The organism is Microbacterium lushaniae, assembly GCF_008727775.1.
GTDB classification, from domain to species: domain Bacteria; phylum Actinomycetota; class Actinomycetes; order Actinomycetales; family Microbacteriaceae; genus Microbacterium; species Microbacterium lushaniae.
Map to the genome: position 1 here is coordinate 3,019,557 of NZ_CP044232.1, position 25,037 is coordinate 3,044,593.

At 71.4% G+C, this 25,037-nt stretch carries 24 protein-coding genes and 1 tRNA gene; 11 read left to right on the top strand and 14 right to left on the bottom strand.

The annotated features are described in order from the left end of the window. Window positions 1-3: 3 nt before the first annotated feature. Window positions 4-1,836 (bottom strand): DUF2207 domain-containing protein, encoded by a 1,833-nt coding sequence (locus F6J85_RS14595; RefSeq protein WP_150926107.1) that lies wholly within the window; start codon window positions 1,834-1,836, stop codon window positions 4-6. A gap of 45 nt (window positions 1,837-1,881) precedes the next feature. On the opposite strand from F6J85_RS14595, the gene F6J85_RS14600 reads away from it, so the two are divergent. After that, window positions 1,882-2,328: a MarR family winged helix-turn-helix transcriptional regulator gene (locus F6J85_RS14600; protein ID WP_150926109.1), complete on the top strand. Its 447-nt coding sequence runs from the start codon at window positions 1,882-1,884 to the stop codon at window positions 2,326-2,328. Window positions 2,329-2,340: 12 nt separating this feature from the next. On the opposite strand, the gene F6J85_RS14605 is transcribed toward F6J85_RS14600, so the two are convergent. Next, window positions 2,341-2,706, bottom strand: coding sequence for a VOC family protein (locus F6J85_RS14605; protein ID WP_150926111.1), 366 nt, complete (start codon window positions 2,704-2,706; stop codon window positions 2,341-2,343). Window positions 2,707-2,867: 161 nt separating this feature from the next. Here F6J85_RS14605 and F6J85_RS14610 point away from each other — a divergent pair. Next, window positions 2,868-2,940, top strand: a tRNA-Arg gene (locus F6J85_RS14610). 87 nt (window positions 2,941-3,027) lie between these two features. Here the strand turns inward: F6J85_RS14610 and F6J85_RS14615 are convergent. From F6J85_RS14615 to F6J85_RS14630, 4 genes are all read right to left on the bottom strand, one after another. Continuing rightward, entirely contained in the window at window positions 3,028-3,594 is a 567-nt protein-coding gene (locus tag F6J85_RS14615; RefSeq protein WP_150919227.1) for an asparagine synthase, read from the bottom strand. Between the two features lie 61 nt (window positions 3,595-3,655). After that, window positions 3,656-4,087, bottom strand: coding sequence for a MarR family winged helix-turn-helix transcriptional regulator (locus tag F6J85_RS14620; RefSeq protein WP_238707133.1), 432 nt, complete (start codon window positions 4,085-4,087; stop codon window positions 3,656-3,658). A gap of 75 nt (window positions 4,088-4,162) precedes the next feature. Continuing rightward, window positions 4,163-5,065 (bottom strand): alpha/beta hydrolase, encoded by a 903-nt coding sequence (locus F6J85_RS14625; protein ID WP_150926115.1) that lies wholly within the window; start codon window positions 5,063-5,065, stop codon window positions 4,163-4,165. Between the two features lie 22 nt (window positions 5,066-5,087). After that, window positions 5,088-5,711, bottom strand: coding sequence for an NADPH-dependent F420 reductase (locus F6J85_RS14630; RefSeq protein WP_150926117.1), 624 nt, complete (start codon window positions 5,709-5,711; stop codon window positions 5,088-5,090). Between the two features lie 174 nt (window positions 5,712-5,885). Between F6J85_RS14630 and F6J85_RS14635 the strand changes: the two genes are divergently transcribed. Then, on the top strand, window positions 5,886-6,137 hold the full coding sequence (locus F6J85_RS14635; RefSeq protein WP_150919235.1) for a hypothetical protein: 252 nt from the start codon (window positions 5,886-5,888) through the stop codon (window positions 6,135-6,137). Window positions 6,138-6,219: 82 nt separating this feature from the next. Here F6J85_RS14635 and F6J85_RS14640 read toward each other — a convergent pair whose 3' ends face one another. The 4 genes from F6J85_RS14640 to F6J85_RS14655 all read right to left on the bottom strand — a co-directional run bounded on the left by F6J85_RS14640 (window position 6,220) and on the right by F6J85_RS14655 (window position 11,402). Further along, window positions 6,220-7,173, bottom strand: a complete 954-nt coding sequence (locus tag F6J85_RS14640) for an aldose 1-epimerase family protein (RefSeq protein ID WP_150926119.1) — start codon at window positions 7,171-7,173, stop codon at window positions 6,220-6,222. A gap of 1 nt (window position 7,174) precedes the next feature. Further along, complete coding sequence (gene araA, locus F6J85_RS14645) at window positions 7,175-8,686, bottom strand: L-arabinose isomerase (protein ID WP_150926120.1); 1,512 nt, start codon at window positions 8,684-8,686, stop codon at window positions 7,175-7,177. Window positions 8,687-8,715: 29 nt separating this feature from the next. Further along, window positions 8,716-10,317 (bottom strand): xylulokinase, encoded by a 1,602-nt coding sequence (locus F6J85_RS14650; RefSeq protein ID WP_150926122.1) that lies wholly within the window; start codon window positions 10,315-10,317, stop codon window positions 8,716-8,718. Window positions 10,318-10,394: 77 nt separating this feature from the next. Then, entirely contained in the window at window positions 10,395-11,402 is a 1,008-nt protein-coding gene (locus F6J85_RS14655) for a LacI family DNA-binding transcriptional regulator (RefSeq protein ID WP_150926125.1), read from the bottom strand. Window positions 11,403-11,529: 127 nt separating this feature from the next. On the opposite strand from F6J85_RS14655, the gene F6J85_RS14660 reads away from it, so the two are divergent. From F6J85_RS14660 to F6J85_RS14670, 3 genes are all read left to right on the top strand, one after another. Further along, window positions 11,530-12,126, top strand: coding sequence for a DnaJ family domain-containing protein (locus tag F6J85_RS14660; RefSeq protein WP_150926126.1), 597 nt, complete (start codon window positions 11,530-11,532; stop codon window positions 12,124-12,126). Between the two features lie 92 nt (window positions 12,127-12,218). Further along, window positions 12,219-12,962 carry an ABC transporter ATP-binding protein gene (locus tag F6J85_RS14665; protein ID WP_150927485.1) on the top strand — a complete coding sequence of 248 codons (744 nt, stop codon included), beginning with the start codon at window positions 12,219-12,221 and terminating at the stop codon, window positions 12,960-12,962. Further along, window positions 12,944-14,533, top strand: coding sequence for a hypothetical protein (locus F6J85_RS14670; protein ID WP_150926128.1), 1,590 nt, complete (start codon window positions 12,944-12,946; stop codon window positions 14,531-14,533). The genes F6J85_RS14665 and F6J85_RS14670 overlap by 19 nt, the downstream gene beginning before the upstream one ends. 21 nt (window positions 14,534-14,554) lie before the next feature. Here the strand turns inward: F6J85_RS14670 and F6J85_RS14675 are convergent, their stop codons facing one another. Further along, window positions 14,555-16,123 carry a CoA-acylating methylmalonate-semialdehyde dehydrogenase gene (locus F6J85_RS14675; RefSeq protein WP_150926130.1) on the bottom strand — a complete coding sequence of 523 codons (1,569 nt, stop codon included), beginning with the start codon at window positions 16,121-16,123 and terminating at the stop codon, window positions 14,555-14,557. 115 nt (window positions 16,124-16,238) lie between these two features. Continuing rightward, entirely contained in the window at window positions 16,239-17,027 is a 789-nt protein-coding gene (locus F6J85_RS14680; protein ID WP_150926132.1) for an IclR family transcriptional regulator, read from the bottom strand. Window positions 17,028-17,147: 120 nt separating this feature from the next. On the opposite strand from F6J85_RS14680, the gene F6J85_RS14685 reads away from it, so the two are divergent. The 3 genes from F6J85_RS14685 to F6J85_RS14695 are packed head-to-tail and all read left to right on the top strand — an operon-like array spanning window position 17,148 to window position 19,757. Beyond that, on the top strand, window positions 17,148-17,921 hold the full coding sequence (locus F6J85_RS14685; RefSeq protein ID WP_150926135.1) for a CoA transferase subunit A: 774 nt from the start codon (window positions 17,148-17,150) through the stop codon (window positions 17,919-17,921). 1 nt (window position 17,922) lies between these two features. After that, a complete protein-coding gene (locus F6J85_RS14690) occupies window positions 17,923-18,576 on the top strand; it encodes a CoA transferase subunit B (protein WP_191906632.1) in 654 nt (217 codons plus the stop codon). Beyond that, complete coding sequence (locus F6J85_RS14695; RefSeq protein ID WP_150926137.1) at window positions 18,573-19,757, top strand: acetyl-CoA C-acetyltransferase; 1,185 nt, start codon at window positions 18,573-18,575, stop codon at window positions 19,755-19,757. The genes F6J85_RS14690 and F6J85_RS14695 overlap by 4 nt, the downstream gene beginning before the upstream one ends. Before the next feature lie 287 nt (window positions 19,758-20,044). Here F6J85_RS14695 and F6J85_RS14700 read toward each other — a convergent pair whose 3' ends face one another. Then, entirely contained in the window at window positions 20,045-20,716 is a 672-nt protein-coding gene (locus F6J85_RS14700) for a GntR family transcriptional regulator (RefSeq protein WP_150926139.1), read from the bottom strand. A gap of 23 nt (window positions 20,717-20,739) precedes the next feature. After that, window positions 20,740-21,282 carry a VOC family protein gene (locus F6J85_RS14705; RefSeq protein ID WP_150926141.1) on the bottom strand — a complete coding sequence of 181 codons (543 nt, stop codon included), beginning with the start codon at window positions 21,280-21,282 and terminating at the stop codon, window positions 20,740-20,742. 163 nt (window positions 21,283-21,445) lie between these two features. Between F6J85_RS14705 and F6J85_RS14710 the strand changes: the two genes are divergently transcribed. Then, window positions 21,446-23,623, top strand: a complete 2,178-nt coding sequence (locus tag F6J85_RS14710) for an alpha-ketoacid dehydrogenase subunit alpha/beta (RefSeq protein WP_150926143.1) — start codon at window positions 21,446-21,448, stop codon at window positions 23,621-23,623. 1 nt (window position 23,624) lies between these two features. Continuing rightward, window positions 23,625-25,028 (top strand): dihydrolipoamide acetyltransferase family protein, encoded by a 1,404-nt coding sequence (locus tag F6J85_RS14715; RefSeq protein ID WP_150926145.1) that lies wholly within the window; start codon window positions 23,625-23,627, stop codon window positions 25,026-25,028. Window positions 25,029-25,037: the final 9 nt, after the last annotated feature.

Sequence of the window (25,037 nt, forward strand, 5' to 3'; positions counted from 1 at the left end):
GAGTCAGACGCCGCCGCCCCCGCCACCCCCGCCGCCCCCGCCGGCGGAGCCGCCCCCGGTCGACCCGCCCGACGTGGACGACGACGACGTCGCACTCGCCGAGAGCGACCCGATGCCCGACGCGAACGCCCCGGCGTTGAAGCCCGACGCACCCACGTACCAGCCGGGAGTGCCGGTGGACTCATACAGCACCCCGAGCCGCTCCGACCACTGCTTCTCCTGCCCGAACACGACCGCGTACGGCAGCAGCGACTCGTAGATGCGGAGCATCTGCCGGGGGTCGCTCGCGTCCACGGCCACGCGCTCCGCGCCACCCGGCGACTGCAGCATCCGGATGCGGTCGGCCTCCGCCCAGTCGATGAAGACCTTCAGCCCCGCCAGGTGGTCGCGCGTGTCCGCGCCCACCGGCGTCAGCGGCTTGTGGGCGAGCACACCGATGACGAAGACCAGCGCCAGCGCACTGACGATCAGGAGCACGATCGGCAGGAGCGGCGTCACGCTGCCGAGGAGCGCAAGAACGCCGAAGACCGTCGACACCGCCATGCCCCCGAACGCCAGCAGCGCCGGCCCCATCCGCGGTTTCAGCGGCACCTCCCTGCGCAGGCCGCTCCGCGTGAGCTCCTTGCCGGCCTCGGCGAGGATCGCCCTGGCCGCGGTGGAGAGCCGGGTGTCCTGGCGCCCGAACGTGAAGACCGCGCCGGGCGCCGCATCCTCGCCGAACAGGCCGTTCAGCAGCATCCGCCCATCCCCGTCTGCCCGTGCGGGGTCGACGAGGTGCGCCTCCAACTGCAGGCCTCCGAATCGCCGACGCTCTCCCTCGACGATGCGGATGCTGCCCACCACGGCCTGCTCGAGCACTTCGGCGGGGATGGCCTTGGTCGTCTTCCCCAGCAGCACGGCGCTCTCGAGGGCGTCGACGGCGGCGGGAGGGGTGAACTCGGCCACGACCGTCGGGCGCCCCGGGGCATCGGACAGGAGCCGGACCCTGATCACGATCGCCCAGGCCGCTGCGGCCAGGATGATGAGCACGCCAACGAGCTGCAGCCAGCCCCACGGTGAGGCGAAGAACGACGGATTGAAGGGCGTGAAGGTGCCCGAGGCGAACCCGACCGCCACCGTGAGCGTCTCGTGCGGACCGAGACCCATCGCCTCCGCCCGCACCGTCACAGCCCCGTCGGGGGCCGTCTCCGCGGCGATGGGACACTCCGTCGTCGAATCGCGCGCGCCGGCATAACAGGCCTGCGAGCCGGTGAGCTCCGCGGCGAGCGCCTCATCGACATGCAGGGCCGCGGTGACGCGACCGAAAGGCTGCTGCCAGTCCAGCCCGTTGACGTTCCAGTAGAACTCGTCGGCATCGGTGTCGTCGAAGAATCGCACGACGTTGCGCATCGTGTAGGTGAAGACGTACGTCTGCTCCCCGTGCACGTAATCGTCGGCGCGTGAGGTGACCAGGAGATAGCCGTCGTCGCTCTCGGTCTCGACCTCGCGGGGCTCACCGTCGGCGTCGGTGACGGAGATCAGATCCACCTCCAGCGGCGCCCCGAGGTACTTCTCCGGCAGCAACCGCTGCATGCCGCGGTTCTGATCGGCGTCGGGAAACTCCGCCACGAACGTCTCCACCACCCGCAGCTCACTGGCCCCGTCCTCGGCGCGCGTGAGGGTGTAGTCGGCATCCATGCTCGCGAACGTGAAGTCGTTCACATCCGTTCGCACCACGGATGCAGCGGCCACCGGCGCCGTCGAGGCACCCGACGCGGCCGGCGCGGCGACGAGGCCCGCACCGACGGAGGTGAAGGCGATCACCAGGGCTGCCAGGGTGCGTCGCATCCACTTCATGCCGCACAGCCTATGCGGCCCCCCTGGGCCCTTACTCTTGTCGGTATGACCGACCGCCACCTCGCCGTCGATGCGTGGGAGAGCCTGTTCCGTGCACAGCACGAGGTGTTCGAACAGCTCAGAGTCGACTTCACCGACACCGATCTGTCACAGGCGGAATACGACGTTCTGCTCACCGTCACGCGTGCGCCGGAGATGACGGCGCGCCTGCGCGACGTCACGGCGAACATGCTCATCAGCCAGCCGAGCGTCTCGCGGCTGGTCGACCGGATGGTCGCCCGCGACCTCATCAGCAAGTGCCCCGACCCCGACGACGGCCGCGGCGCCCTCGTGCGCGCCACCGAAGCCGGGGCATCTGCCTTCCGCCGCCTGGCGTCCGAGCACGCCGCCAACATCGCCGAGCGGATGTCGCCACTCAGCGACGACGAGCTGGCGCTGCTGCGCGACCTCACCGCCAAGCTGCGCAGGCCGAAGCCCGACACCGACTGCTGACGCCCCGGCGCCTCACACCCGCTGGAAGGCGACGAGCCCGACGAGGTTCCCCTCGGTGTCGCGGATGAAGGCGTGCCACTCCTCATGCCGCGGCGGACCCAGGGCTTCGCCGTCATGCGTGAAGATCACGTGCGGACGTGTGACCACCTCCGCCACGCCCGCGAGCCGCTCGATGGCCTCGTGCACGTTGTCGACGTGCAGATAGATCAGAGCGGAGGGCGCGTTGCGATCCAGCACGAGGCGCACGCCGTCGAGATCGAAGAACACCAGTCCCGGATCGTCGAATCGCGCGACGGGTTCGGCCTCCAGCAGCACCGTGTAGAAGTCGGACGCCCGATCAAGGTCCTCGGCGCGCTGCGCCACCTGCACCAGTCGCATGTTCCTCCGTCGCCTTCGCCGTGGTGCCCCCAGTCTCACCCGGCGCCGCCTGAGCCCGCAATCGCCGGCTTCCGAGAGCGGTTGTCCACCGCGATTCGTCGGGGCGGCGGAGTGTGGGGTATTCTCTAGGAGGCCCACGCGCCGTTTCGCGCGGGGGCCGTGCGCCCGTAGCTCAATGGATAGAGCATCTGACTACGGATCAGAAGGTTAGGGGTTCGAGTCCCTTCGGGCGCGCACTGTGTTGAGACAGTGACGAGATCCCCCGTTCTCCTCGGAGAGCGGGGGATCTCTGCATCCCGCCCGCGTACGCGACGGCGAAGGTCAGGATTCGGCGGCGTCGGCGGACTGGCGGCGTCGCTGGGTGTGCGCCGCCAGGCGCGCGAGATCCACCATGCGCAGTGCATCCATGCGGGCCTTGCGCATGCGTTCGTAGTCGGGGTCGGCGTCGGGCGTCATCCCCTCCACCTTGAGCCGCCGCTGCAGGTTCGCTTCGACATCGCCCCAGGCCGCCTCCCGGGCGGCGTCGACGAGTTGATACACCCGCTCGGGGTCATCGGCCCACGCCCGCAGCTCCTTGGCGACCCCGTCGTACTGCTTGCGCCGGCGGCGCAGGTTGCGCATGTCGCGCTCGCGATAGTCGTGGGTGCCACTGGAGGTGGAGAACTTGCCCCACGCTCCACGCCGCAGGTCGCGCATGCGCTGAGCCGCCCGTTCCTGCTCCTCGGCGAGGGCGAGGATCGTGTCGCGGGCGAACCCGGCGAGCTTGTCGCGATCGAAGGTGGCGCCGGCGGAGATCGTCTCGACGAGGATGTGGTTGCGCACCGTCAGCCGAGCGGCTGCGGAGGCGATCGACACGCCCTCCTCCACGGCTTCCGACGTTCGCCCCACCACAGACCTCCCTCGCACCGAGGCTAGCGGCTCACGCACACGCCACCGGCCGCACTTCGCGTCAGTTCGCCGCCACCTTCGCCAGCCCCCGGCTGATGGCCGCCAATTCACTCGCGCTCACCCGGTCCAGGAACGCCTCTCTGACCAGGGCGATGTGGCCGGGGAGCACCTTCGCCAGCAGCTCGGCGCCCGCCGGCTCCAGCCGGATGATCACCGCGCGGGCGTCCTCCTCGCTCGTGCGGCGGCTGACCAGTCCGCGGTTCTCCAGTTGCGTGGCCTGGTAGGTGAGCCCGTTCTTGGAGGCGACGAGCACCTGCGCGAGGTCGCTCATGCGCAATTCACCCGCGTCCTGCAGCTGCGCGAGCACCGTGAACTGCGCCTCGGTGAGTCCGTGCTCACGCAGCTGCGTGGCGACCGCGCGCTGGAGGCGGTCCCCCGCGGCACGAAGCGCGAAGTACGCCGAGAGCTCGTCGCGACTGATCTGCTGGTCCACCAAGGGCGTGTCCTTCCCGCCCTCGTAGAGTACCGAACCCGCGCCGCACCCCGCGGGCCGCCGCCCCCACCGCGATCAGCCGGGCCGGGTATCGAGCACGGTGCGGATGAACCCGGCGGCGTGCGTGAGCGCAGCATCCGCTTCGTCGAGCATCCCGGCGAAGGCGACGAACACATGCGGGACGCCGGGAGTCACCTCCAACCTGACGCTCACCTGGTGCGCGGCGGCGCGCGCGGCCAAGCGCGTGGCATCGTCGAGCAGCACCTCGTTGCCGCCGACCTGGACCAGGAGCGGCGGCAGCCCGGAGAAGTCACCGAACACCGGGCTGATCAGCGCATCGCGCAGATCCGCCTCGCCGGCGTAATCCCGCGCGCGACGCGCCAGCCCCTCGGCCGTCACCGACGGATCCACCGCCGCCTTCGTTGTGGCGCTCCGCCCGGAGAGGGTCAGATCCACCCACGGCGACGCGACATAGATGCCCGCCGGCGCGTCCATCCCCGCCGAGCGGATCGCCATCGCCGCCGCCAGAGCCAGCCCGCCTCCGGCGGACTCCCCCGCGAGGACGATGTCGCGGGCGGGCACGCCCCGTTCCCGCAGACCCCGGTAGGCCGCCACGGCGTCTTCCACGGCCGCGGGATAGGGCGACTCGGGAGCGAGTGCGTACTCCACCGAGACGACCTGCGTCCCCGACCGGCGAGCCAGCTCGGAGGCCAGCCCTGCCGACAGTTCCGCGGCCCCGATCGTGTACGCGCCGCCATGGAAGTACAGGATCGTCCCGCGAGCGCTCGCTCCGTCGATGCCCACCGCGACCACCGGGACGCCGCCGAGCTCTCCGCGCTCGGTGACGACGTCTTCGGCGAGCGGGATCGTTTCCATCATCTGCGCGAAGAGCTCTCGCTGCTCCGCTACGTCGCCGCCGAGGTCGAGGGGCAGAGAGCGGAGCATCTCGTCCAGCGCGATGCGCTGCTGCTGAGTCATGAGGCGGATCTCCACTGCGCCATCAGCGGACGACGGCGACGTTGAAGCGCTCGCTTCGCAGCCCCATCATCATCGCGGCGAACAGGAGGAAGTAGTGCTCCACGGCCCGGGCGGTCGAGATCCCCCCGAGGTCGATCTGCTGTTCCTCTGCCCAGCCGAGGCTGCGCAGGATGCCGGCGACAGCGGCCTTGGCCTCCGCGTCGTCGCCGGAGAGGAACACCGTCGTGGGAACGGGCAGGCTCGACGGATCGACCGCCAGCGTCCCGGCGAGGGTGTTCAAGGTCTTCACCACGCGCGCCCGCGGAAGCGCGTGCTGCAGCCGCTCGCCGAGGCTTCCCTCGGGGTAGAGCAGCTCGAGATGCTGGTCGACGGCGTTGCCGATGTCGATCAGCACACGATCTCCGATCTCGTCCACCAGCGTCGTGAGGGTCTCCAGTGCGCGGGCCGCGACGATCGCGCTCAGCACGATCTCGCCTCGCGCGATGGCATCGGCGTGCCCGAAGACCGGTGCCGGCAGATCGGTGGCCGACTCCGGCGCCCGCGATCCGAAGATGACGGAGTGCCCGCCGCGGAGCAGTCCTGCTCCGAGGGTCCGGCCCATGTGACCGGTGCCCAGGATGGTGATGTGCATGATGTCCTCGATCATTCGGTGGATAGTTCTAACTGGAATGATCTGCGACGTTACACATAGTTCGAGTTTGAATCAAGAGATCGCGGATGCGGAGCCCCGTTACCGCGCGACGGCTCGCGACGCAACCCCGTCGAAAGAGGGGTTCTCGGCGCCCTACGGTCGAGTCATCTCTTCCGGAAGGAGGAACACATGGGATTCATGGACGACGCGAAGCGCGCGGCGGAAGAGGCCGCACGCAAGGCCAAGGACGCATGGGAGGACATGACCGACAAGGACGACGATCACCCCGACAAGCACGGCACGGCTGGTTCGGGCACGAAGAAGGAGCCCGTCTCGGGCGACAACAGTCAGCCCGCCGCCGACGCCCGGATTGCGGACGCCGAAAGCGGAAACCCTCAGCACCAGAACGAAATGGGCGAGCAGCTGCGCCGCGACCCCTGATCCCCGCATGCGGTCGCGCCCGCGGCTGCGCGCGAACGAAAGGCCTCGGCGATCGTCCGGGGCCTTTCCCCTGCGCCCGAGCTCACGCGACGGGGTGGATCCTCCATCCCGCTGCGACCGGCTCGCCGCCCGGCTCCAGCAGGAGCAGGCCGGTGTCGAAGTCGTACCGATCGGCGTTGAAGGCGTCGGGGGCACACGTCATCGGCTCGACGGCCAGGCCGGTGCGGTGCGCCGGCGACGCCTCGCCCTCGGGCTGGTCGGCGGTGTGCACCTGCACCCACGAGCATTCGCCCGACCACGTGATCCCCGTCCCGCGCCCGGTCGCGTCGGTCACCGCGACGGTCGTCGTCCCGTCGGTCGTTCGCTGCAGGTCGGTGAACGCGTGGTCGATCTCGGCGCCTCCGATGAGCCGCGCCTCGCGGAAGTCGAAGCGCTCGGGGTCGCTCGCCACATCGGCCAGGCGGGTGGGAACGAGCCGGTCGGGGGTCACCTCGAGCACACGCGAGGCCGGCAGGTGCAGCATCCAGTCGTCCACGCGCCCCTCCCCCGCCACCAGGTACGGGTGAGGTCCCGTACCCCAGGGCGCCGGAGAGTCACCCTCGGTGTGGGCGCGGACGGACTGGGTGAGGCCGTCGGCGGCGAGTACGAAGCTCGTCTCCACGTGCACACGCCACGGATAACCGGTCTGCGGCTCGACGGTGGCGGTGAGCGTCACGTGGCTCGGGCCCTTGTCGATGACGGCGTACTCGGTCCACGCGAGCAGGCCGTGCAGCGCGTGCCCTCGGCTGCGCTCGGTCAGCGGCAGAACCTGCTCGGCATCGGCGAAGCGGTAACGCCCGTCCACGACGCGGTTGGGCCACGGCGCCAGGGTCGCGCCGCGGTAGCCGGGGCGCACCTCATCCGCGTCGAAGCCGAGCACCAGGTCTCGCCCTTCGTGCGTGTACGCGCGCAGCGACGCTCCCACTCCGGCCACGACCGCTGTCGCGTCGCCGGCGCGCAGGCAGTGCTGGGTGCCCGAAAGGGGTGTGCGTGCCACGTCAGAGTCCCTGGGCGAGTCGGTAGTACGCCTGGTTCCAGCGCAGCTCACGCTGGAACCCGCGCACGGTGGTCTCGTCGTCGATAACGACGAGCTCGGTCGCGGCGATCTCGGCGAAATCGCGGAAGACCTCGATACCCACGGCCGTGGTCATGACGGTGTGGTGGGCGGCGCCCGCGGCCAGCCAGCACGCGGCCGACGTGGCGAAGTCGGGCTGCGGCCTCCACACCGCCCGGCCCACCGGCAGCTTGGGCAGGTCGGGGGCCTCGACGTTGTCCACGACGTTGGCGACCAGGCGGAAGCGGTCGCGCATGTCGCTCATGGCGACCACGACGGCCGGTCCGGGATCGGCCGTGAAGACCAGGCGCACCGGGTCGTCCTTGCCGCCGATGCCGAGCGGGTGGATCTCCAGGCGCGGCTTCGCGGTCGTCAGCGACGGCGACACCTCGAGCATGTGGGCGCCGAGGATCTTCTCGTCGCCGGGGACGAGGTCGTACGTGTAGTCCTCCATGAGGCTCGCGCCTCCCGGGCGACCGGCTCCCATGACGTTGGCCACCCGCACGAGGATCGCCGTCTTCCAGTCGCCCTCGGCGCCGAAGCCGTACCCCTCGGCCATGAGGCGCTGCACGGCCAGGCCGGGGAGCTGCCGGAGTGCGCCGAGGTCTTCGAAGCTGGTCGTGAACGCCCCGAAACCGCCCTCCTCGAGGAAGGCCCGCAGCCCGAGCTCGATCGCCGCGCCGTCGCGCAGCGACTGGTGGCGCTCGCCGCCGGAACGCAGCTCCGGCGCCACGTCGTACAGCTCCTCGTACTCGGCGACCAGGGCGTCGACGTCGGCGTCGGATGCCGCGGCGACGGCTTCGGCGAGGTCGTTGACGCCCCACGTGTTCACCTGCACGCCGAAGCGCAGCTCGGCCTCGGTCTTGTCGCCCTCGGTCACGGCGACGTAGCGCATGTTGTCGCCGAAACGCGCGAGCTTGAGCGAGCGGACGGCCGCCCATCCGGCCGCAGCCCGCTGCCAGTCCTCCACCTGCTCGCGCACCGCCGGATTCGAGACGTGGCCGACGACGGTCTTGCGGGCGACCCCGAGGCGGGTCTGGATGTACCCGAACTCCCGGTCGCCGTGGGCAGCCTGATTGAGGTTCATGAAGTCGAAGTCGATCTCCGACCACGGCAGCTCGACGTTCGCCTGCGTGTGCAGGTGCAGGAGGGGCTTCTGCAGCGCATCCAGACCGCCGATCCACATCTTCGCCGGGCTGAACGTGTGCATCCACGCGATCACCCCGATCACCTCGTCGCGCGCGTTCACATCGAGGGCGAGGCGACGGATGCTGTCGGCATCCTTCAGCACCGGCTTCCACACGATCTTCACCGGAAGACCCTCGAGCCCCGCGACGACGGCCTGGGACTGCTCGGCGACCTGGCGGAGGGTCTCCTCGCCGTAGAGGGTCTGGCTGCCGGTGACGAACCAGATCTCATACGGCTCGAGCGAGGTGGGCAGTGGGGTGCGGGTCATGGGGTGTCCTTCGGGAGGTTCGAGTCGGATCAGAGGGCGGCCGCGGCGGCGACCTCGGCCGCGAGACCCGCGCGGTAGCGCTGGAGGTAATCGGCGTATCCGGCGACGTCGGTGGCGTCGGGGGCGGTCGTGGTGAAGGCGGCGCCGGCGAACACGCGCTCCCGGAGATACGCGTCCAGATCCACCCGGTCTGCCTCGGCCAGGTACGACGCCAGCACGGCGATCCCCCAGGCGCCGCCCTCCGAGGCGGTCTCCGCCACCGAGACCGGGGCCCCCAGGGCTCCGGCGAGGAATCGCTGGGCGACGCCGGCGGTCCGGAAGACTCCGCCGTGGGCATACATCTCGTCGAGGGTCGCGCCTTCGTCGGCGAGGATGCGCATCCCCATGGTGAGGGTGGCGAACACGCCGTACACCTGCGCGCGCATGAGGTTCGCCAGGGTCAGCCGGCTCCCCGGGGTGCGGACGACCAGCGGGCGGCCCTCGACGAGCCCGGCGATGGGCTCTCCGGCGAGGTGGTTGTAGGCGAGCACGCCGCCGGCATCCGGCTCCCCGGTGAGGGCTTCGGTGAGGAGCGTGGCGAACACGGCATCCGAATCGGCGGGCGTGCCCGACGCGGCGGCGAACCGGCCGAACACCTCGGCCCACGCGCCCAGTTCGCTCGCGCCGTTGTTGCAGTGCACCATCGCGACGAGGTCGCCCGCGGGGGTCGTGACGAGGTCGATCTCTTCGTGCACCTGCGGGAGCGGGCGCTCGAGGACGACCATCGCGAAGATGCTCGTGCCCGCGCTGACGTTGCCGGTGCGCGGCGCGACGGAGTTGGTCGCCACCATCCCCGTGCCCGCGTCGCCCTCGGGCGGGCACATCGGGATGCCCGGCTGCAGGCGGCCGCTCGGGTCGAGCCACGCGGCCCCCTCGGCCGTCAGCTCTCCCGCGGGCTGCCCGGCCACCCGGACCTCCGGCAGGACCTGGGCGAGCGGACGGCTCAGCGGTGCGGAGGCGACGAGGTCGTCGTAGCGCGCCAGGAGCGTCGCGTCGTAGTCGTGGGTCGCCGCATCGATCGGGAACATGCCGGAGGCGTCGCCGACACCCAGCACTCGGCGCCCGGTGAGGCGTTCGTGGACGTAGCCGGCGAGGGTCGTGATCGCGTGGACGCGGGGCACGTGCGTCTCACCGTCGCGCACCGCCTGGTGCAGGTGGGCGATCGACCACCGCAGGGGGATGTTGACCCCGAACAGCTCGGTGAGTTCGGCCGCGGCCGCGCCCGTGGAGGTGTTCCGCCACGTGCGGAACGGCACCAGCAGCTCACCGTCGGCGTCGAAGGCGAGGTAGCCGTGCATCATCCCCGAGACGCCCATCGCCCCGAAGGTCGCCGGTTGCACGCCGTACCGGCGCTGCACATCGGCCACGAGGTCGGCGTACGCGGCGCGCAGTCCGGACTCCACGGCTTCGAGGGAGTACGTCCACGTGCGATCGATGTACTCGTTCTCCCACGCGGCGCTGCCCACGGCGATCACATCGGCCGGGTCCTCGCCCACGAGGCAGGCCTTGATGCGGGTCGAACCGAGTTCGATGCCGAGCGACGTGCGCCCATTCTCGAGCTGGTCCCGGATGCGGTCGTCATCGGCGCTCACGGGGATGTCCTCACAGGTGCTTCGTCGGCTGGGGCATGTGGTTCTCGCCGAATGTTACCGGTCCCATCCGCGGTTGGCTAATGGTTCGGCGGGGCGGTCGAGGCACGCTCCACCAGCAGCGGCGCGGACGGCGGTTCGGTGGACTCGCCGATCACGTCGGCGACGACCCTGCGGGCTTCGCCGGCGAGGTCGAGACGGACCGTCGTCAGCGCGGGGCGATAGAACGCGGCATCCGGGTTGTCGTCGAATCCGGCGACACTGACCTCGCCGGGCACCTCGACGCCCTGCGCGCGCAGCCCGGCGACCAAGCCCAGCGCCATCTGGTCGTTCGCCGCGACCACGGCCGTCGGCCCGCCGCCCCGCGCCACTGCCGCGGCGACGGCGGGCGCCACGGCGAAGCCGGCCGCCGCGCTCCAATCCCCCGTCCACGACGCCGACACGGTGAGCCCGGCCGCCGCCAGCGCGGAAGCGACCCCGCGCGAGCGGGCGGCGGCCTCGGTCCAGTCCTCCGGTCCGCGCAGCTCTGCGATGCGGCGGTGCCCGAGGTCCAGGAGGTGCTGCACGGCCAGGGCGGCGCCTTCCTGCTGGCGCTCAGCACCCGAACCGTCGTGCAGCGCGACCACCGGAACCCCCGGCCGCGCCTGGGCGACCGCTTCGCGGGTGAGGGCGTGGGCGGCGACCAGGACGATGCCGTCGACCCCCTGGGAGAGGAGGTGCTGCACCGCCGCCACGACCGAGGCGGCATCGGCCGCGTCGGCGTAGGCGGTGGCTACCCATCGGCCCCGTGCGCGGGCGGCCGTCTCGACGGCGGCGATCCCCGCCGACGGCCCGTACAGCGCCGCCGCCGAGGCCACGACTCCCAGGGTGCGCGTGGTGGCGGTGCCGAACGCGCGCGCGGTGTTGTTCATGCGGTAGCCGAGGGCGGAGACGGCCTCGCGCACGCGGGCACGCGTGTCGTCGCGGATGCTCGCGTGGCCGTTCAGCACACGCGACACGGTCTGCGGCGACACTCCGGCGGCTCGGGCGACGTCGCGGACGCCGACGCGCCCCGCACGCGCGGGTGACGCGGGTGTCTCCTCGCCCATGGTTCCCGCCCTTCCGCCCGAGCCCTCCAGGAGCCGCGCGGCCACCCTAGCGCGCCCGATGGCGCATCTCCCGCGCCGAGCTCCGCTGCCGGTCGTAGGCTCGAATGCAGACCCTGCGGAGGTGCGCATGAGCGATGACCCGAGGCAGGCGGCCGCGCGATATCGGCTGGAGCGGGAGGCGCGCGCGGGACGCCTGTCGCCCGAGGATGCCGCGGCGCTGGAGGAGCAGGCGGGCGCCCGTGACGCACCCGAGCGCGGCTCGACCGCGACGGAGCGGGCGGCGTTCGTGGAGACCTCGATTCAGCAGGCGATCCGCCGCGGCGACTTCGAGGGACTCCCGGGTGCCGGCAGGCCTCTACCCGACCTCGGCGAGAGCCACGACCCGGACTGGTGGATACGGCGCAAGATCGCCGCCGAGAAGCTGACCGGGCTCGGCCCACCTGCGCTGACCCTGAGGGTCGAGCACGCCGAGATGCACGAGCGTCTGGATGCCCTCAGCCGCCGGGACGACGTCCGCGAGGCCGTCGAGGACTTCAACCGCCGCGTGATCGAGGCCCGCCGGCAGCTGCTGGGCGGGCCCCCGGTGATCACCCCGACCCTCGACGTGCCGGCGGAGGTCGCGGCGTGGGAGACGCGGCGCGCCGCGCGTGAGGCGGCCGCCGCATCCACCCCGCCCGCCGAGCCCCGCCGGCGGCGGCGCCTGCGCCTGCGCCGCCGCTCGTGAGACCGGGGGCAGGCCGATAGGTTCGAAGGGTGACAGATAACCCCGGTGCGCTCCCCGTGTCCGCGCCCCCGCGCACCGACTCGCTCCCGGCGATGGCGCTGACCGGCCTGGTCAAGCGCTTCGGCGAGAAGACGGCCGTCAACGCCCTCGATCTGACGGTGCCCGCCGGGTCGTTCTTCGGCCTCGTCGGACCCAACGGCGCAGGCAAGACCACGACGCTGTCGATGGCGACCGGTCTCCTCCGACCCGACGCCGGCACCGCCGTCATCCACGGCGTCGACATGTGGGCCGACCCCGTACGGGCCAAGGCGATGATCGGCAATCTCGCCGACGGCGTGCGCCTGTTCGACCGGCTGACCGGCGAGCAGCTGGTCGTCTACACGGGGATGATGTTCGGACTCGCCCGCGACGAGGTCACGGCCCGAACGGCCGATCTGCTGCGCATCATGGATCTCACCGAGGCCGCCGGCATGCCCGTGGTGGACTACTCCGCGGGGATGACGAAGAAGGTCGCTCTGGCGTGCGCGCTGGTCCACGCGCCGCGCCTGCTGGTGCTCGACGAGCCCTTCGAATCGGTCGACCCGGTCTCGGCCGCCAACATCGAGGACATCCTCCGCGGCTACACCGCCGGCGGCGGCACCGTGATCGTCTCGAGCCACTCGATGGATCTGGTCCAGCGCATGTGCGACCACGTCGCGATCATCGCGCAGGGCCGTCTGCTGTCCGCGGGCACGATCGACGAGGTGCGCGGCACCCAGACGCTGCAGGATCGGTTCGTCGAACTGGTCGGCGGACGTCACCGATCGGAAGGGCCGGAATGGTTGCGACTGTCCTGAGGATCCGCTTCCGGGTCCTCGGCAACACGCTCGCACGCAGCCCCTGGCAGCTCGTCGGCTTCCTCCTCGGCGCGCTCTCCGGAGTGTGGGTGCTGGGGCTGGCGACCCTCGGCCTGTTCCTCATCGGCGGCTTCGGCCTGGACCCCGCCCGCTACGCCGTCACCGCCACCGGGGCGGCGCTGACGCTCGGCTGGGTCATCGGCCCGGTCTTCGCCGCCGGCGTGGACACGACGCTGGACCCCGCGAAGCTCGCACCCTTCCCGATGTCCACGACGAAGATGATGGTCGCGATCACGGCGGGCGGCGCCACCGGCGTCCCGGGCATCACGACCGCCCTCGGCGTCCTGGCGACCTTCGCGGTGTGGTGGCGGTGGCCGCTCGCCGCCGCCACGGCCGTCATCGCCGTGCCCCTGGGCTTCGCCCTGTGCATCGTGGCCTCGCGCGCCGTCGCATCCTTCGCGCAGGGGCTCGGCGGCCGCCGCCGCGTACGCGAACTCATCGGGCTGGTCGCCTTCGCGGTGATCATCTTCGCGAGCCCCCTCATCCTGGGCCTGGTCGCGGTGCTCGAATCGGCCGGCGCCGACGGCGACCAGCTCGTCGCGCTCGTGGAGGGCCTGTCGTGGACGCCGGTCGCTGCCGCATGGGCGGTGCCGGGCGATCTCGCGGCCGGACACGTCCTCACCGCGGCGCTGAAGTTCGCCATCGCGGCGGCCTCACTCGCCGCCGTATGGCTGCTGTGGCACCGGAGCCTGTCCGCATCCCTCGTCGCCCCGCCCACGCAGTCGACGGGCCGACGCGCCCGCGCCGGCGCGCTGGGCTGGTTCGGCATCATGCCGACCGGGGGGACCGGCGCATCCTGGGCACGCTCGCTCACGTACTGGCTGAAAGACCTGCGGTATCTCCAGCAGCTGCTCATCGTCCCGCTGTGGCCGGTGCTGACCCTCATCTGGAGCCGCGGCGACCTCGACGGGCCCTTCTTCGCCCTGTCCGCCCTGCTGGTGGCGTTCTTCCTGGGCGTGCTGCCCTACTCCGACGTCTCCTACGACAACACCGCCTTCGCGACCGTGCTGCAGACCGGCATCCGCGGGCGCGCCGACCGCGCCGGACGGATGCTCGCCGCGGCATCCGTCGGCGTGCCGGTCGTGCTCGCGGTGATCGTCATCACCGCCGCCATATCGGGACGCTGGGACCTGACGCCCGCCGCCGTGGGCGGATCACTCGGGATGCTCCTGGCCGGCTACGGCGTGTGCGCGGTCAGTTCGGCTCTCGTCGTGGTCCCCGTGGCCGCACCCGGGGCCAACCCGTTCCAGCGCGTCCCCGGGCAGACGTTCCTGATGTTCCTCGCCTACCTCGCGTGCTGGGTCCTGGCCCTCGTGATCGCCTCCCCCGCGCTGGGCCTGGCCATCGCCGCGGGCATCACCGGCTCGTCGCTGCTCGGCTGGATCGCGCTGCCGGTCGGGATCGTCCTGGGCGCGGCGGCCCTGACCGGCGGGATCCTCCTCGGCGGGCGGATCTTCGACCGCACGGCACCGGGCCTGCTGATGCGCGTGCGCGCCTTCGCCGCATCCTGACCGAGCCCGGCCGACGCATCCTCAGGTGTGCTGGGGGAAGCCGAGGTCGATGCCGCCGTGGTCGCTCTGGTGGCGGGTGGCGGGGTCGATCCAACGGGCGGTGATCGCCTTCTCCCGCGTGAAGAAGTCGAACCCGTGGACCCCGTACGCCTTGGCGTCGCCGAACATCGACGCCTTCCATCCGCCGAACGAGTGGTAGGCCACGGGCACGGGGATCGGCACGTTGATGCCGATCATCCCCACGTGCACCTCGCGCTGGAACCGGCGGGCCGCTCCCCCGTCATTGGTGAAGACGGCGGTGCCGTTGCCGAAAGCGCCGGAGTTGATGAGGTCCACGCCCTCCTGGAACGAGGCCACCCGCACGACGGAGAGCACGGGACCGAAGATCTCCTCGGTGTACGCACGGGAGGTCGTGGGGACGTGGTCCAGCAGGGTGGGCCCGAAGAAGAACCCGTCTTCGTGCCCGTCGACGGTGAATCCGCGCCCGTCCACGACCACCGACGCACCGTCGGCCTCGGCGATGTCGACGTAGGCGGCCACCTTGTCGCGGTGCACCTCGGTGATCAGCGGGCCCATGTCGGGCTCGCCCTCCGCCCCACCGGCGCCGTTGCCCACGCGCAGGCGAGCGACGCGGTCGCGCACCTTCGCCACGAGCTCGTCGGCGATCGGCTCGACGGCCAGGACCACGCTGATGGCCATGCACCGCTCCCCCGCCGCGCCATACCCGGCGTTCACCGCCGAGTCTGCGACGAGATCGAGGTCGGCGTCGGGGAGCACGAGCATGTGGTTCTTGGCGCCGCCCAGCGCCTGCACGCGCTTTCCGTGGCGCGCTGCGGTCTCGTAGATGTACTGCGCGATGGGCGTGGACCCGACGAATGAGATCGACTGCACGACCGGCGAGGTCAGCAGTCCGTCCACGGCCACCTTGTCGCCCTGCAGCACCGTGAACACGCCGTCGGGAAGACCCGCCTCCTGCCACAGCTTCGCCAGCCACAGCGCCGCCGACGGGTCCTTCTCACTGGGCTTGAGGACCACCGCGTTGCCAGCGGCGATCGCGACGGAGAAGAACCACAGCGGCACCATCGCCGGGAAGTTGAACGGGCTGATGATGCCCACCACGCCCAGCGGCTGCTTGAGCGTGTACACGTCGATCCCCGAGGAGGCGTTCTCGGAGTAGGCGCCCTTCACCAGGCTCGGGAAGCCGGTGGCGAGGTCGACGACCTCCAGTCCGCGCGCGATCTCGCCCATCGCATCCGAGACCACCTTGCCGTGCTCGGCGGTGATGATCTGCGCCAACTCGCCCTTGCGCGCGTTCAGCAGCTCCCGGAATGCGAACATCACCGCCTGGCGCTTGGCGATGGAGTACTCGCTCCACACCGCGAACCCGCGCTCTGCCGACGCGAGCGCGGCGGCCACGTCCTCCTCGTCCGCGAGCGTCACCCCGGCGGCGATCGCACCGGTGGCGGGGTTGTACACGGGGGCGGTGCGCGCGCCGCTGGAGGGATGCTCGGCGCCGTCGATCCAGTGCGGGATGCGCGGCACCTCCGTGGCGGCGGAGGTGGCGACGGGGGCGGATGCGACGGTGCTCATGGCGGTGTCCTCTCTGACAGCGGTTGCACGCCTCGCGGCGCCGGGCTGGTGGCCCTTCGCTTGGGAACGGTAGTCGAGATCGCGATCGAACGGGAGGCGGGGGCGCCGCTCACCGTCACCGCTGCGCGATGCGCGTGGTGAGCTGGTGGGCGTGCGCGAGGAGGGTCCGTCCGAGTTCCGCGATCCGGTCGGGCCCGAAGCGGAACTGCACGCCGGTGAGACTGAGCGCCCATTGCGGATCACCCTCGCGCGTGAACACGGCGGCGCCCATCCCCCAGCTCCCCTCCACGATCAATCCGGGGTTCACCGCGAAACCGCGCTCCTGTGTCTCCCGCAGGCGGGCGCGCAGGCGCTTCTCACCGTGGGCCGCGCCCCACGTCGCGGCCAGGTCGGGGTGGCGCTCGAAGTAGGCGTCCACATCGTGGGGTGCCTGGAAGGCGAGAATGGCCAGGCCCGCGGATGCCACGCCCAGCGGGAAGCGCACACCCTCGGAGAGCACGAACGAGCGGATCGGGAAGCTGCCCTCCTCCCGCAGGAGGCACACCGTCTCGTCGCCGCGGCGCACGGACAGGAAGGCGCTCTCTTCCGTGCGCACCGCGAGCGAGCGGACGATGTCGCGGGCGGTGGCGGTGATGTCGTACCGCGACGCGGCCACCGTTCCCATGAGATACAGCTCGGGCCCGGGAAGCCACCGTCCGGTGGCCTCGTCCCGGTCCACCAGGCCCTCGCGCCGGAGCGCGGTGAGCAGCCGGTGCACCGTCGGGCGGGTCAGGCCTGCGTCGGCGGCCAGTGCGCCGATCGGTGCGCCCGCCGTCCCCGCAGCCGTCACCAGGCGCAGCAGGTGCGCCGCCCGGGCGATCGCCTGCGCGCCGGGCACCACCTTGCGTTCGGCCGTAGTGTCCACGATACGGACACTACGGCCCGCCGCATCCACATCGCAACGCGCGCCATCCCACCGCGGCCGCGCGGCACGCAGGATGGAACCACCCGCGTGCTCTCGCGCGCCGCACGAAGGAGTGAACCCGTGATCGACAAGACCTGGGCCTCGGCCGCCGAGGCCGTCGCCGACATCCCCGACAGGGCGACGCTCGCCGTCGGCGGCTTCGGCCTCTCGGGCAACCCGATCGCCCTCATCGAGGCGCTCCTGGCGCAGGGCACGACGGATCTGTCGGTCGTCTCCAACAACTGCGGCGTGGATGACTGGGGCCTCGGGGTGCTGCTGAACGCCCGCCGCATCCGCAAGATGACGTCGTCGTACGTGGGCGAGAACAAAGAGTTCGAGCGGCAGTTCCTCTCCGGTGAACTCGAGCTCGAGCTCACGCCGCAGGGAACGCTCGCCGAGAAGCTGCGGGCGGGCGGTTCGGGCATCGCGGCGTTCTACACGCAGACCGGTGTCGGCACGCAGGTCGCCGAGGGCGGCCTCCCCCGCCGCTACGACGGCTCGGGCGGCGTGGCCGTGGCCTCCCCCGCGAAGGACGTCCGCGTCTTCGAGGTCGACGGGGAGGATCGCGACTTCGTCCTGGAGGAGGCGATCCGCACCGACTTCGCCCTCGTGCACGCCCTGCGCGGAGACCGGCACGGCAACCTCGTCTTCAACAAGGCCGCCCGCAACTTCAACCCGCTCGCAGCCATGGCCGGGCGCGTGTGCATCGCGCAGGTCGAACAGCTCGTCGAACCCGGCGGACTCGATCCCGACAGCATCCACCTGCCCGGGGTCTTCGTGCATCGCATCATCGAGGTCGGCACCGGCATCGAAAAGCGCATCGAGAAGCGCACCGTCCGCACGGGAGGGAACTGACATGGCCCTGAACCGACAGGAGATGGCAGCGCGCGCAGCACGCGAGCTGCCCGACGGCGCGTACGTGAACCTCGGCATCGGGCTGCCCACGCTCGTGCCCAATCACGTGCCCGACGGGGTCGCGCTCGTGCTGCAGTCCGAGAACGGGATCCTCGGCGTCGGGCCGTACCCGGCGGAGGATCAGGTCGACCCCGACCTCATCAACGCCGGCAAAGAGACGGTCACGACCCTCCCGGGCGCGGCGTTCTTCGATTCGTCGCTGAGCTTCGGGATGATCCGCGGCGGCAAGATCGACGCGGCGATCCTCGGGGCGATGCAGGTGTCGCGAACCGGCGACATCGCGAACTGGATGATCCCGGGGAAGATGGTCAAGGGCCCCGGCGGCGCGATGGACCTCGTCCACGGCGCGGGCCGCGTGATCGTGCTCATGGAGCACGTCGCCCGCGACGGCAGCCCCAAGATCGTCGACAGCTGCTCCCTGCCCCTGACCGGGAAGGGAGTGGTCGACCGGATCATCACCGACCTCGCCGTGATCGATGTCACCGAGGAGGGTCTCGTGCTGGTGGAGACCGCCCCGGGCGTCACGGTGGAGGATGTACAGGCGGCCACCGAGCCGCCCCTCATCGTCCGCATCCCCCAGGAGACGTCCTCATGATCATCGACGACATCGTCCTCGTCGCCGCCGCCCGCACGCCGCAGGGCCGGCTCAAGGGCCAGCTCGCGTCGGTCCCGGCACCGGAGCTGGGCGGCATCGCGATCCGCGGTGCACTCGAGCGGGGCGGCATCCCGGCCGAGGCCGTCGACGCCGTCATCGTCGGTCAGGTGCTGCCGGCCGGCGTCGGGCAGAACCCCGCGCGCCAGGCCGCGGTCGCTGCAGGCCTCGGGTGGGAGGTGCACGCCGCATCCGTCAACAAGGTCTGCCTCTCGGGCCTGACCGCGATCATCGACGCCGCGCGGATGCTCCGCACCGGCGACGCGCGCGTCGTGGTCGCCGCCGGCATGGAGTCGATGACGCGCGCGCCGCACCTGCTGATGGGCTCGCGCGAGGGCTGGACGTACGGCGCGGTCGAGGCCCTGGACCACATGGCCTTCGACGGGCTGACCGACGCGTACGACCGCGAGAGCATGGGCGCCTCCACCGAGCGGGCCAACGAGCGGTTCGAGGTCTCCCGCGAGGCTCAGGACGCCGTCGCCGCCCGCTCCCACCAGCGCGCCGCCGCCGCCCAGGAGACCGGCATCTTCGACACCGAGATCGTTCCGGTGGAGATCCCGCAGCGCAAGGGCGCCCCGATCCTCGTGACGCGCGACGAGGGTGTGCGCCCCGACACGACCGTCGAGACCCTCTCCGCCCTGCGCCCGGCCTTCGCGCAGGGCGGCACGATCACGGCAGGAAACTCGTCGCAGATCTCCGACGGCGCCTCCGCGGTGGTGGTGACCACCCGAGCGCACGCCGACGAGAACGGATGGGACGTGCTGGCCGTCGTCGGCGCGAGCGGTCAGGTCGCCGGACCCGACAACTCCCTGCACGAGCAGCCGGCCCGCGCACTCGCACTCGCGTGCGAGAAGGCCGGGATCTCGCCCACCGACCTCGATGTCGTGGAGATCAACGAGGCGTTCGGCGCTGTCGTCGCCCGCTCGCAGGCCGAGCTCGGTCTCTCCGACGATGTCGTCAACATCCACGGCGGAGGCATCGCGCTCGGACACCCCATCGGCGCATCCGGCAACCGCCTCGTCGTCCACGCGGTGCACGAGCTGATCCGTCGCGGCAGCGGCACCGCCGCCGTCGCGCTGTGCGGCGGCGGCGGTCAGGGCGACGCCCTCATCCTCACCCGCTGATCCCGCGGCCGCGCGGCGCCATCCCCCGCCTGCGTCGCATCCTGTGTCGTTCAAAACTCAGGAGATCTGGGGGTCTGAGGGCTTCTGGGGGTGCGGATGCGCCGGAATCTCCTGAGTTCTGCACCTCGGGTGCGGGAAGACCCGGCATGGGAGGCCGGGACCATCGACGCCGCTCTCGGGCCCCACCGCACCCTGTGCCGTTCAAAACTCAGGAGATCCGGGGGTCTGAGGGCCTGTGGGAGTGCGGATGCGCCGGAATCTCCTGAGTTCTGCGCGATGGGACGGAGTCAGGCAGGGAGGTCGAAGACCTCGGGATGCCGCGACAGCTCCAGACGGCTGCGGCGGATGTGCTGCGCCAGGAGGTTCTCGGCATCGTCGGCGTCGCGGCGGCGGAACGCTCCCACCAGGAGCTGGTGATCATGGTGGACGCTGCGATCCCCCTCGCTCCAGAACAGCCGGGTCGCGGCGCGACGGTAGTGCTGCGTCCGGTTCCACAGGCTCTTCACGAGGTCGGTGAGCACCGTCGTGTCGGCGTGATCGACGCCGGAGAGGTGGAACTCCCGGTCCATCAGGAGAAAGTCCTCGACGTCGGCGGAGCGCTCCATCCGATCGGCGAGCACCTGGAGGCGCGCCACCTCGTCGTCCGTCAGCAGTGGCACGTTCATGCGCAGCAGGAGCGGTTCGAGGCGTTCGCGCACGAGATACAACTCCTGGCACTCGTCGGCGCCGAGCGTCGACACCCACGCACCCGTGTTGGCGACGAGGGTGACGAGACCTTCGGCCTCCAGCATCCGCAGCGCCTCGCGCACGGGAAGCCGGCTCGCCCCGTGCCGCTCGGCGAGTTCGTCCTGGCGGATCCGCTCCCCGGGCGCATACCCGCCGTCGAGGATCGCCTCGCGCAGCGTCGCGGCGATCCGGGCGCCGGTGGCGCCGTGCACGCCCGCACGCGCAGGTGCCATGGCGGATCCTCTCTTCTTCTTCTTCACGCCGCCGGGTCGGTCGGCTTCCACAGCAGACGCGGTGCGCCGGCCTCGTACGCCTTGCCTCCGGGATAGCTGACGAGCTCGAACTGCATCCCCCACGGCGCGCGGAAATAGATCCACCGCTGACCGAGCGCCGCCTGCCGGCTGGCGACCGGCTCGCCCATCACCTCGACGCCGGATGCGCGGAGGTACGCCACCGCGGCATCCATGTCATCGACGTACAGAGCCAGATGGTACCCGCCGATGTCGCTGTTGCGCGGCTGGGCGTTCTGCCCGTCGGCCGCGTCGTAGGCGAACGTCTCGATGTTCAGCCCGGTGCCGAGCCGGTAGAACCGGATCGCCCGGATCACGGTGCGCGGATGGACGCCGAGCTGCCGCTGCATCCAATCGTCGTCGGCGCGCTTCTCACCGAGGGAGTAGATGTGCTCGGCCCCCAGGACGTCGACGAGGAAACGGTGCGCCTCATCGAGATCGGGCACCGTGATCCCGATGTGATCCGCGCCCCTCAGTCCGGGGATTCCTCCGCCACTGTCCTTCGTCATGCGCGACCTCCTCGTCCACCGATGCTTCATCGTATCCATTCGCTACGGTTTCGTCGCCTTATTCCGGCACAGATCCCACGCCGGGTCTTGCATTGGATCAAATCCGCCCTTACGCTCGGATGATCGGACCGGCCGCACGGGCCGCGGATGGGATGAGGCGACGATGCCGGAGCGCACGACACTGTCCACCGGCGTGGAATGGATCGAACTGTCCACGACGAAGGACGACTGGGATGCCGCCGACCCGGCACTGCTGGGCACGATGCTCAGCGAGCTGCACCTGATCCGCGCGTTCGAGGAGTCGGTGCTCGAGCTCGCCGGCGAAGGCCTCGTACACGGCCCCGCACACTCCAGCATCGGGCAGGAGGGCGGCGCGGTCGGCTCGATCGTGGCCCTCCGCTCCACCGACGGGGTCAACGGCTCGCACCGCGGCCACCACCAGTTCCTCGCCAAGGCCCTCACGCACGTCAGCGGCGGCACGATCGACCCGGCGAACCCCGTGGACGACGACATCCAGACCGTGCTGCAGCGCACCCTCGCCGAGATCCTCGGGCTCGCGCAGGGCTACTGCCGCGGTCGCGGCGGATCGATGCATCTGCAGTGGTTCGACGCCGGCGCGCTCGGCACCAACGCGATCGTCGGCGGCGGCGCACCCCTGGCCACCGGCAACGCGTGGGCCCAGAAGCACAGCGGCACGACCGACCTCACCGTCAACTTCTTCGGCGACGGCGCCGCGCAGATCGGCTCGGTGCTGGAGTCGATGAACCTCGCCGCCGCGTGGCACCTCCCGGTGTGCTTCTTCATCGAGAACAACCTGTACGGCGTGTCCACCCGCGCCGACGAGATCACCGCCGACCCCCGGTTCTCGGTGCGCGGCCAGGGCTTCGGCATCCCGTCGTGGCGGGTGGACGGCATGGACCCGCTCGCGGTGCACCTGGCGATGGCCGAGGCGTCCGAGCGGATGCGGGCGGGCCGGGGTCCCGCGATCGTGGAGGCGCAGGTCTACCGCTTCTTCCACCAGAACGGCCCGTACCCCGGCAGCGCCTTCGGCTACCGCACGAAGGAGGAGGAGGCGCAGTGGCGGGAGCGCGATCCGCTGGAGCTCACCGCCACGCGCATGCGCGAGCGAGGCCAGATCGACGACGAAGGCGTCGCGGCCCTGCGCTCACGCGTGCAGCAGGCGATGACGGATGCGGTGGACGCGCTCGTCGAGCCCGACCCCGACCGCCCCGGCAAGCGCCGCATCCGCCCCGAGCTGTGGCCGGAGACGACGTTCGTCAACGTGGGTGTGCGCGGCGACGCCGGTGAACTCGAGGGCCTCCCCCGGCTGGATGCTTCGGCTGCCACCCGCCCGGTGAAATTCGTCGACGCGGTGGCCGAAGTCATGGACCGGCGCATGGAGGAAGACCCGCGCATCGTCGTGATGGGCGAGGACGTGCACAAGCTCAACGGCGGCACGAACGGTGCGACGAAGGGGCTGGCGCAGAAGTACGGACCCGACCGGGTGATGGGAACGCCCATCAGCGAGAACGCGTTCGTCGGACTCGGCGGCGGGCTGGCGCTGGACGGCCGGTTCCGCCCCGTCGTGGAGTTCATGTACCCCGACTTCATGTGGGTCGCCGCCGACCAGGTGTTCAACCAGATCGGCAAGGCCCGCCACATGTTCGGCGGGGAGAACCCCGTGCCGCTCGTCCTGCGCACGAAGGTCGCCATGGGATCGGGCTACGGCTCGCAGCACCTCATGGACCCGGCCGGCATCTTCGCCACCAGCCCCGGATGGCGCATCGTCGCCGCATCCAACGCCCGCGACTACGTCGGCCTGATGAACGCCGCGCTCGCCCTGCAGGACCCGGTGCTCGTCATCGAGCACGTCGACCTGTACGGCAAGGCCGATGAGGTACCCGAGGGCGACCTCGACTACATCATCCCGCCGGGAAGCGCCGCCGTCGTCCGCGAGGGCTCGGAGGTGACCGTCCTGTCGTACCTGTCCATGGTCGGTCACGCCGCAGAGGCGATCGAGCAGACCGGCGTCGACGCCGAGCTGATCGACCTGCGGTGGCTCGACCGCGCGTCCATCGACTGGGACACGATCGGCGACAGCATCCGCAAGACCAACGCGGTGCTCATCGTCGAACAGGGAGCACAGGGCACCTCCTACGGCGGATGGCTCGCCGACGAGATCCAGCGCCGCTATTTCGATTGGCTCGACCAGCCCGTCGCCCGCGTGACGGGAGGCGAGGCGTCGCCGAGCATCTCCCGGGTGCTCGAGCGCGCGGCGATCGCCCGCACCGAAGAAGTCGTCGCGGCCCTCGAAGCCGTCCGCACCGGATTCGGAGCCTGACATGGCTGAGATCATTCGCATGCCCGAAGTGATGGCGGGAGCCACCGAGGCCGCCATCCAGACCTGGCTCGTCGCCGAGGGGGCGACCGTCGCCGTCGGCCAGACTCTCGCCGAGATCGAGACCGACAAGGCCACGGTCGAGCTGTCGGCCGAGGCATCCGGCACGGTCGGCCGCCTGCTCGTGGGCGAGGGCGACAGCGTGGCGGTCGGCGATGTGATCGTCGTGCTCATCGCCGACGGCGAAGGCGCGGAGGCCATCGACGAGGCGCTGCGCGTCGCCGGCGTCGCTGCAGCCGAGTCCGCTCCTGCGGCCGAGCGCGCGCCGGACGCATCGTCGTCCGCCGGGACGGCCGCGCAACCGCCCGCGGAGGACGCCCCCGGCGACCCCGAGCCCGACCCGGCGGACGGGTCGGGTGTCCGCACCGGCGCCGCGCCCGAGGCGCCGGCGGAGCCGGACGACTCCGGCGAGCGGCTGTTCGCCAGCCCGCTCGTGCGCCGCCTGGCGGCGGAGCAGGGTGTCGACCTGGCCGGCGTCTCGGGCACGGGACCGCACGGACGCATCGTGCGCCGCGACCTCGAGCGCCACCTCGCGGGCCTCCCGGCCGAAACCGCTGCCGCCGAAGCGGCCGGAACCGCTGCACCCGCCGAAGCGGCCGCGCCCGCGGGTGCGGTCGCCGAGCCATCCGCTCCGCAGGCGCCGGCGTCTCCCGCCGAGGGTGCCGCCACCTATGAAGACATCCCGGTCGATCGGATGCGGCGTGCCATCGCCCGCCGGCTCACCGAGAGCAAGTCCACCGTGCCGCACTTCTACCTCGTCGCCGACTGCCAAGCGGATGCGCTCCTCGAGCTCCGCGCGCGCGTCAACGAGTCGGCACCACGGAAGATCTCGGTCAACGACTTCGTCCTCAAGGCCGTCGCCGCCGCGCTCGTCGAGGTTCCCGCCGCCAACGCGATCTGGCTGGGCGACAGCATCCGTCGCTTCACCGGCGTCGACCTCGCCGTCGCGGTCGCCACCGACGGCGGACTGCTGACGCCGGTCGTGCGGGGCGTCGACCGGCTGCCCCTGTCGCAGGTCAGCGCCACCGTCGCCGACCTCGCCGAGCGCGCCCGCGCCGGGCGGCTCCGCCAGCACGAGCTCGAGGGCGGGAGTTTCTCGGTGTCGAACCTCGGCATGTACGGGACGGCGCAGTTCAGCGCCATCCTCAACCCGCCGCAGTCCGGGATCCTCGCCGTCGGCGCCGCCCGTCCGATGCCCGTCGTCGACCCCGACGGCCAACTCACCGTCGGCTCCGTCATGACCGTCACGCTGTCGGCCGATCACCGCGTGCTCGACGGCGCCATCGCCGCGGAGTGGCTCGCCGCCTTCCAGCGCCGAATCGAGAATCCGCTCAGCATCCTCATCTGAGCGACCCCG

Coding starts and splice junctions, on each gene's coding strand:
- F6J85_RS14635 (WP_150919235.1), top strand. CDS start 5,886: ATGGGATTCATGGACGACGCGAAGCGCGCGGCGGAAGAGGCCGCACGC.
- F6J85_RS14705 (WP_150926141.1), bottom strand. CDS start 21,282: ATGACGAAGGACAGTGGCGGAGGAATCCCCGGACTGAGGGGCGCGGAT.
- F6J85_RS14595 (WP_150926107.1), bottom strand. CDS start 1,836: ATGAAGTGGATGCGACGCACCCTGGCAGCCCTGGTGATCGCCTTCACC.
- F6J85_RS14630 (WP_150926117.1), bottom strand. CDS start 5,711: ATGATCGAGGACATCATGCACATCACCATCCTGGGCACCGGTCACATG.
- F6J85_RS14675 (WP_150926130.1), bottom strand. CDS start 16,123: ATGAGCACCGTCGCATCCGCCCCCGTCGCCACCTCCGCCGCCACGGAG.
- F6J85_RS14670 (WP_150926128.1), top strand. CDS start 12,944: ATGGTTGCGACTGTCCTGAGGATCCGCTTCCGGGTCCTCGGCAACACG.
- F6J85_RS14700 (WP_150926139.1), bottom strand. CDS start 20,716: ATGGCACCTGCGCGTGCGGGCGTGCACGGCGCCACCGGCGCCCGGATC.
- F6J85_RS14625 (WP_150926115.1), bottom strand. CDS start 5,065: ATGACTCAGCAGCAGCGCATCGCGCTGGACGAGATGCTCCGCTCTCTG.
- F6J85_RS14655 (WP_150926125.1), bottom strand. CDS start 11,402: ATGGGCGAGGAGACACCCGCGTCACCCGCGCGTGCGGGGCGCGTCGGC.
- F6J85_RS14665 (WP_150927485.1), top strand. CDS start 12,219: ATGGCGCTGACCGGCCTGGTCAAGCGCTTCGGCGAGAAGACGGCCGTC.
- F6J85_RS14605 (WP_150926111.1), bottom strand. CDS start 2,706: ATGCGACTGGTGCAGGTGGCGCAGCGCGCCGAGGACCTTGATCGGGCG.
- F6J85_RS14715 (WP_150926145.1), top strand. CDS start 23,625: ATGGCTGAGATCATTCGCATGCCCGAAGTGATGGCGGGAGCCACCGAG.
- F6J85_RS14695 (WP_150926137.1), top strand. CDS start 18,573: ATGATCATCGACGACATCGTCCTCGTCGCCGCCGCCCGCACGCCGCAG.
- F6J85_RS14710 (WP_150926143.1), top strand. CDS start 21,446: ATGCCGGAGCGCACGACACTGTCCACCGGCGTGGAATGGATCGAACTG.
- araA (WP_150926120.1), bottom strand. CDS start 8,686: ATGACCCGCACCCCACTGCCCACCTCGCTCGAGCCGTATGAGATCTGG.
- F6J85_RS14690 (WP_191906632.1), top strand. CDS start 17,923: ATGGCCCTGAACCGACAGGAGATGGCAGCGCGCGCAGCACGCGAGCTG.
- F6J85_RS14660 (WP_150926126.1), top strand. CDS start 11,530: ATGAGCGATGACCCGAGGCAGGCGGCCGCGCGATATCGGCTGGAGCGG.
- F6J85_RS14600 (WP_150926109.1), top strand. CDS start 1,882: ATGACCGACCGCCACCTCGCCGTCGATGCGTGGGAGAGCCTGTTCCGT.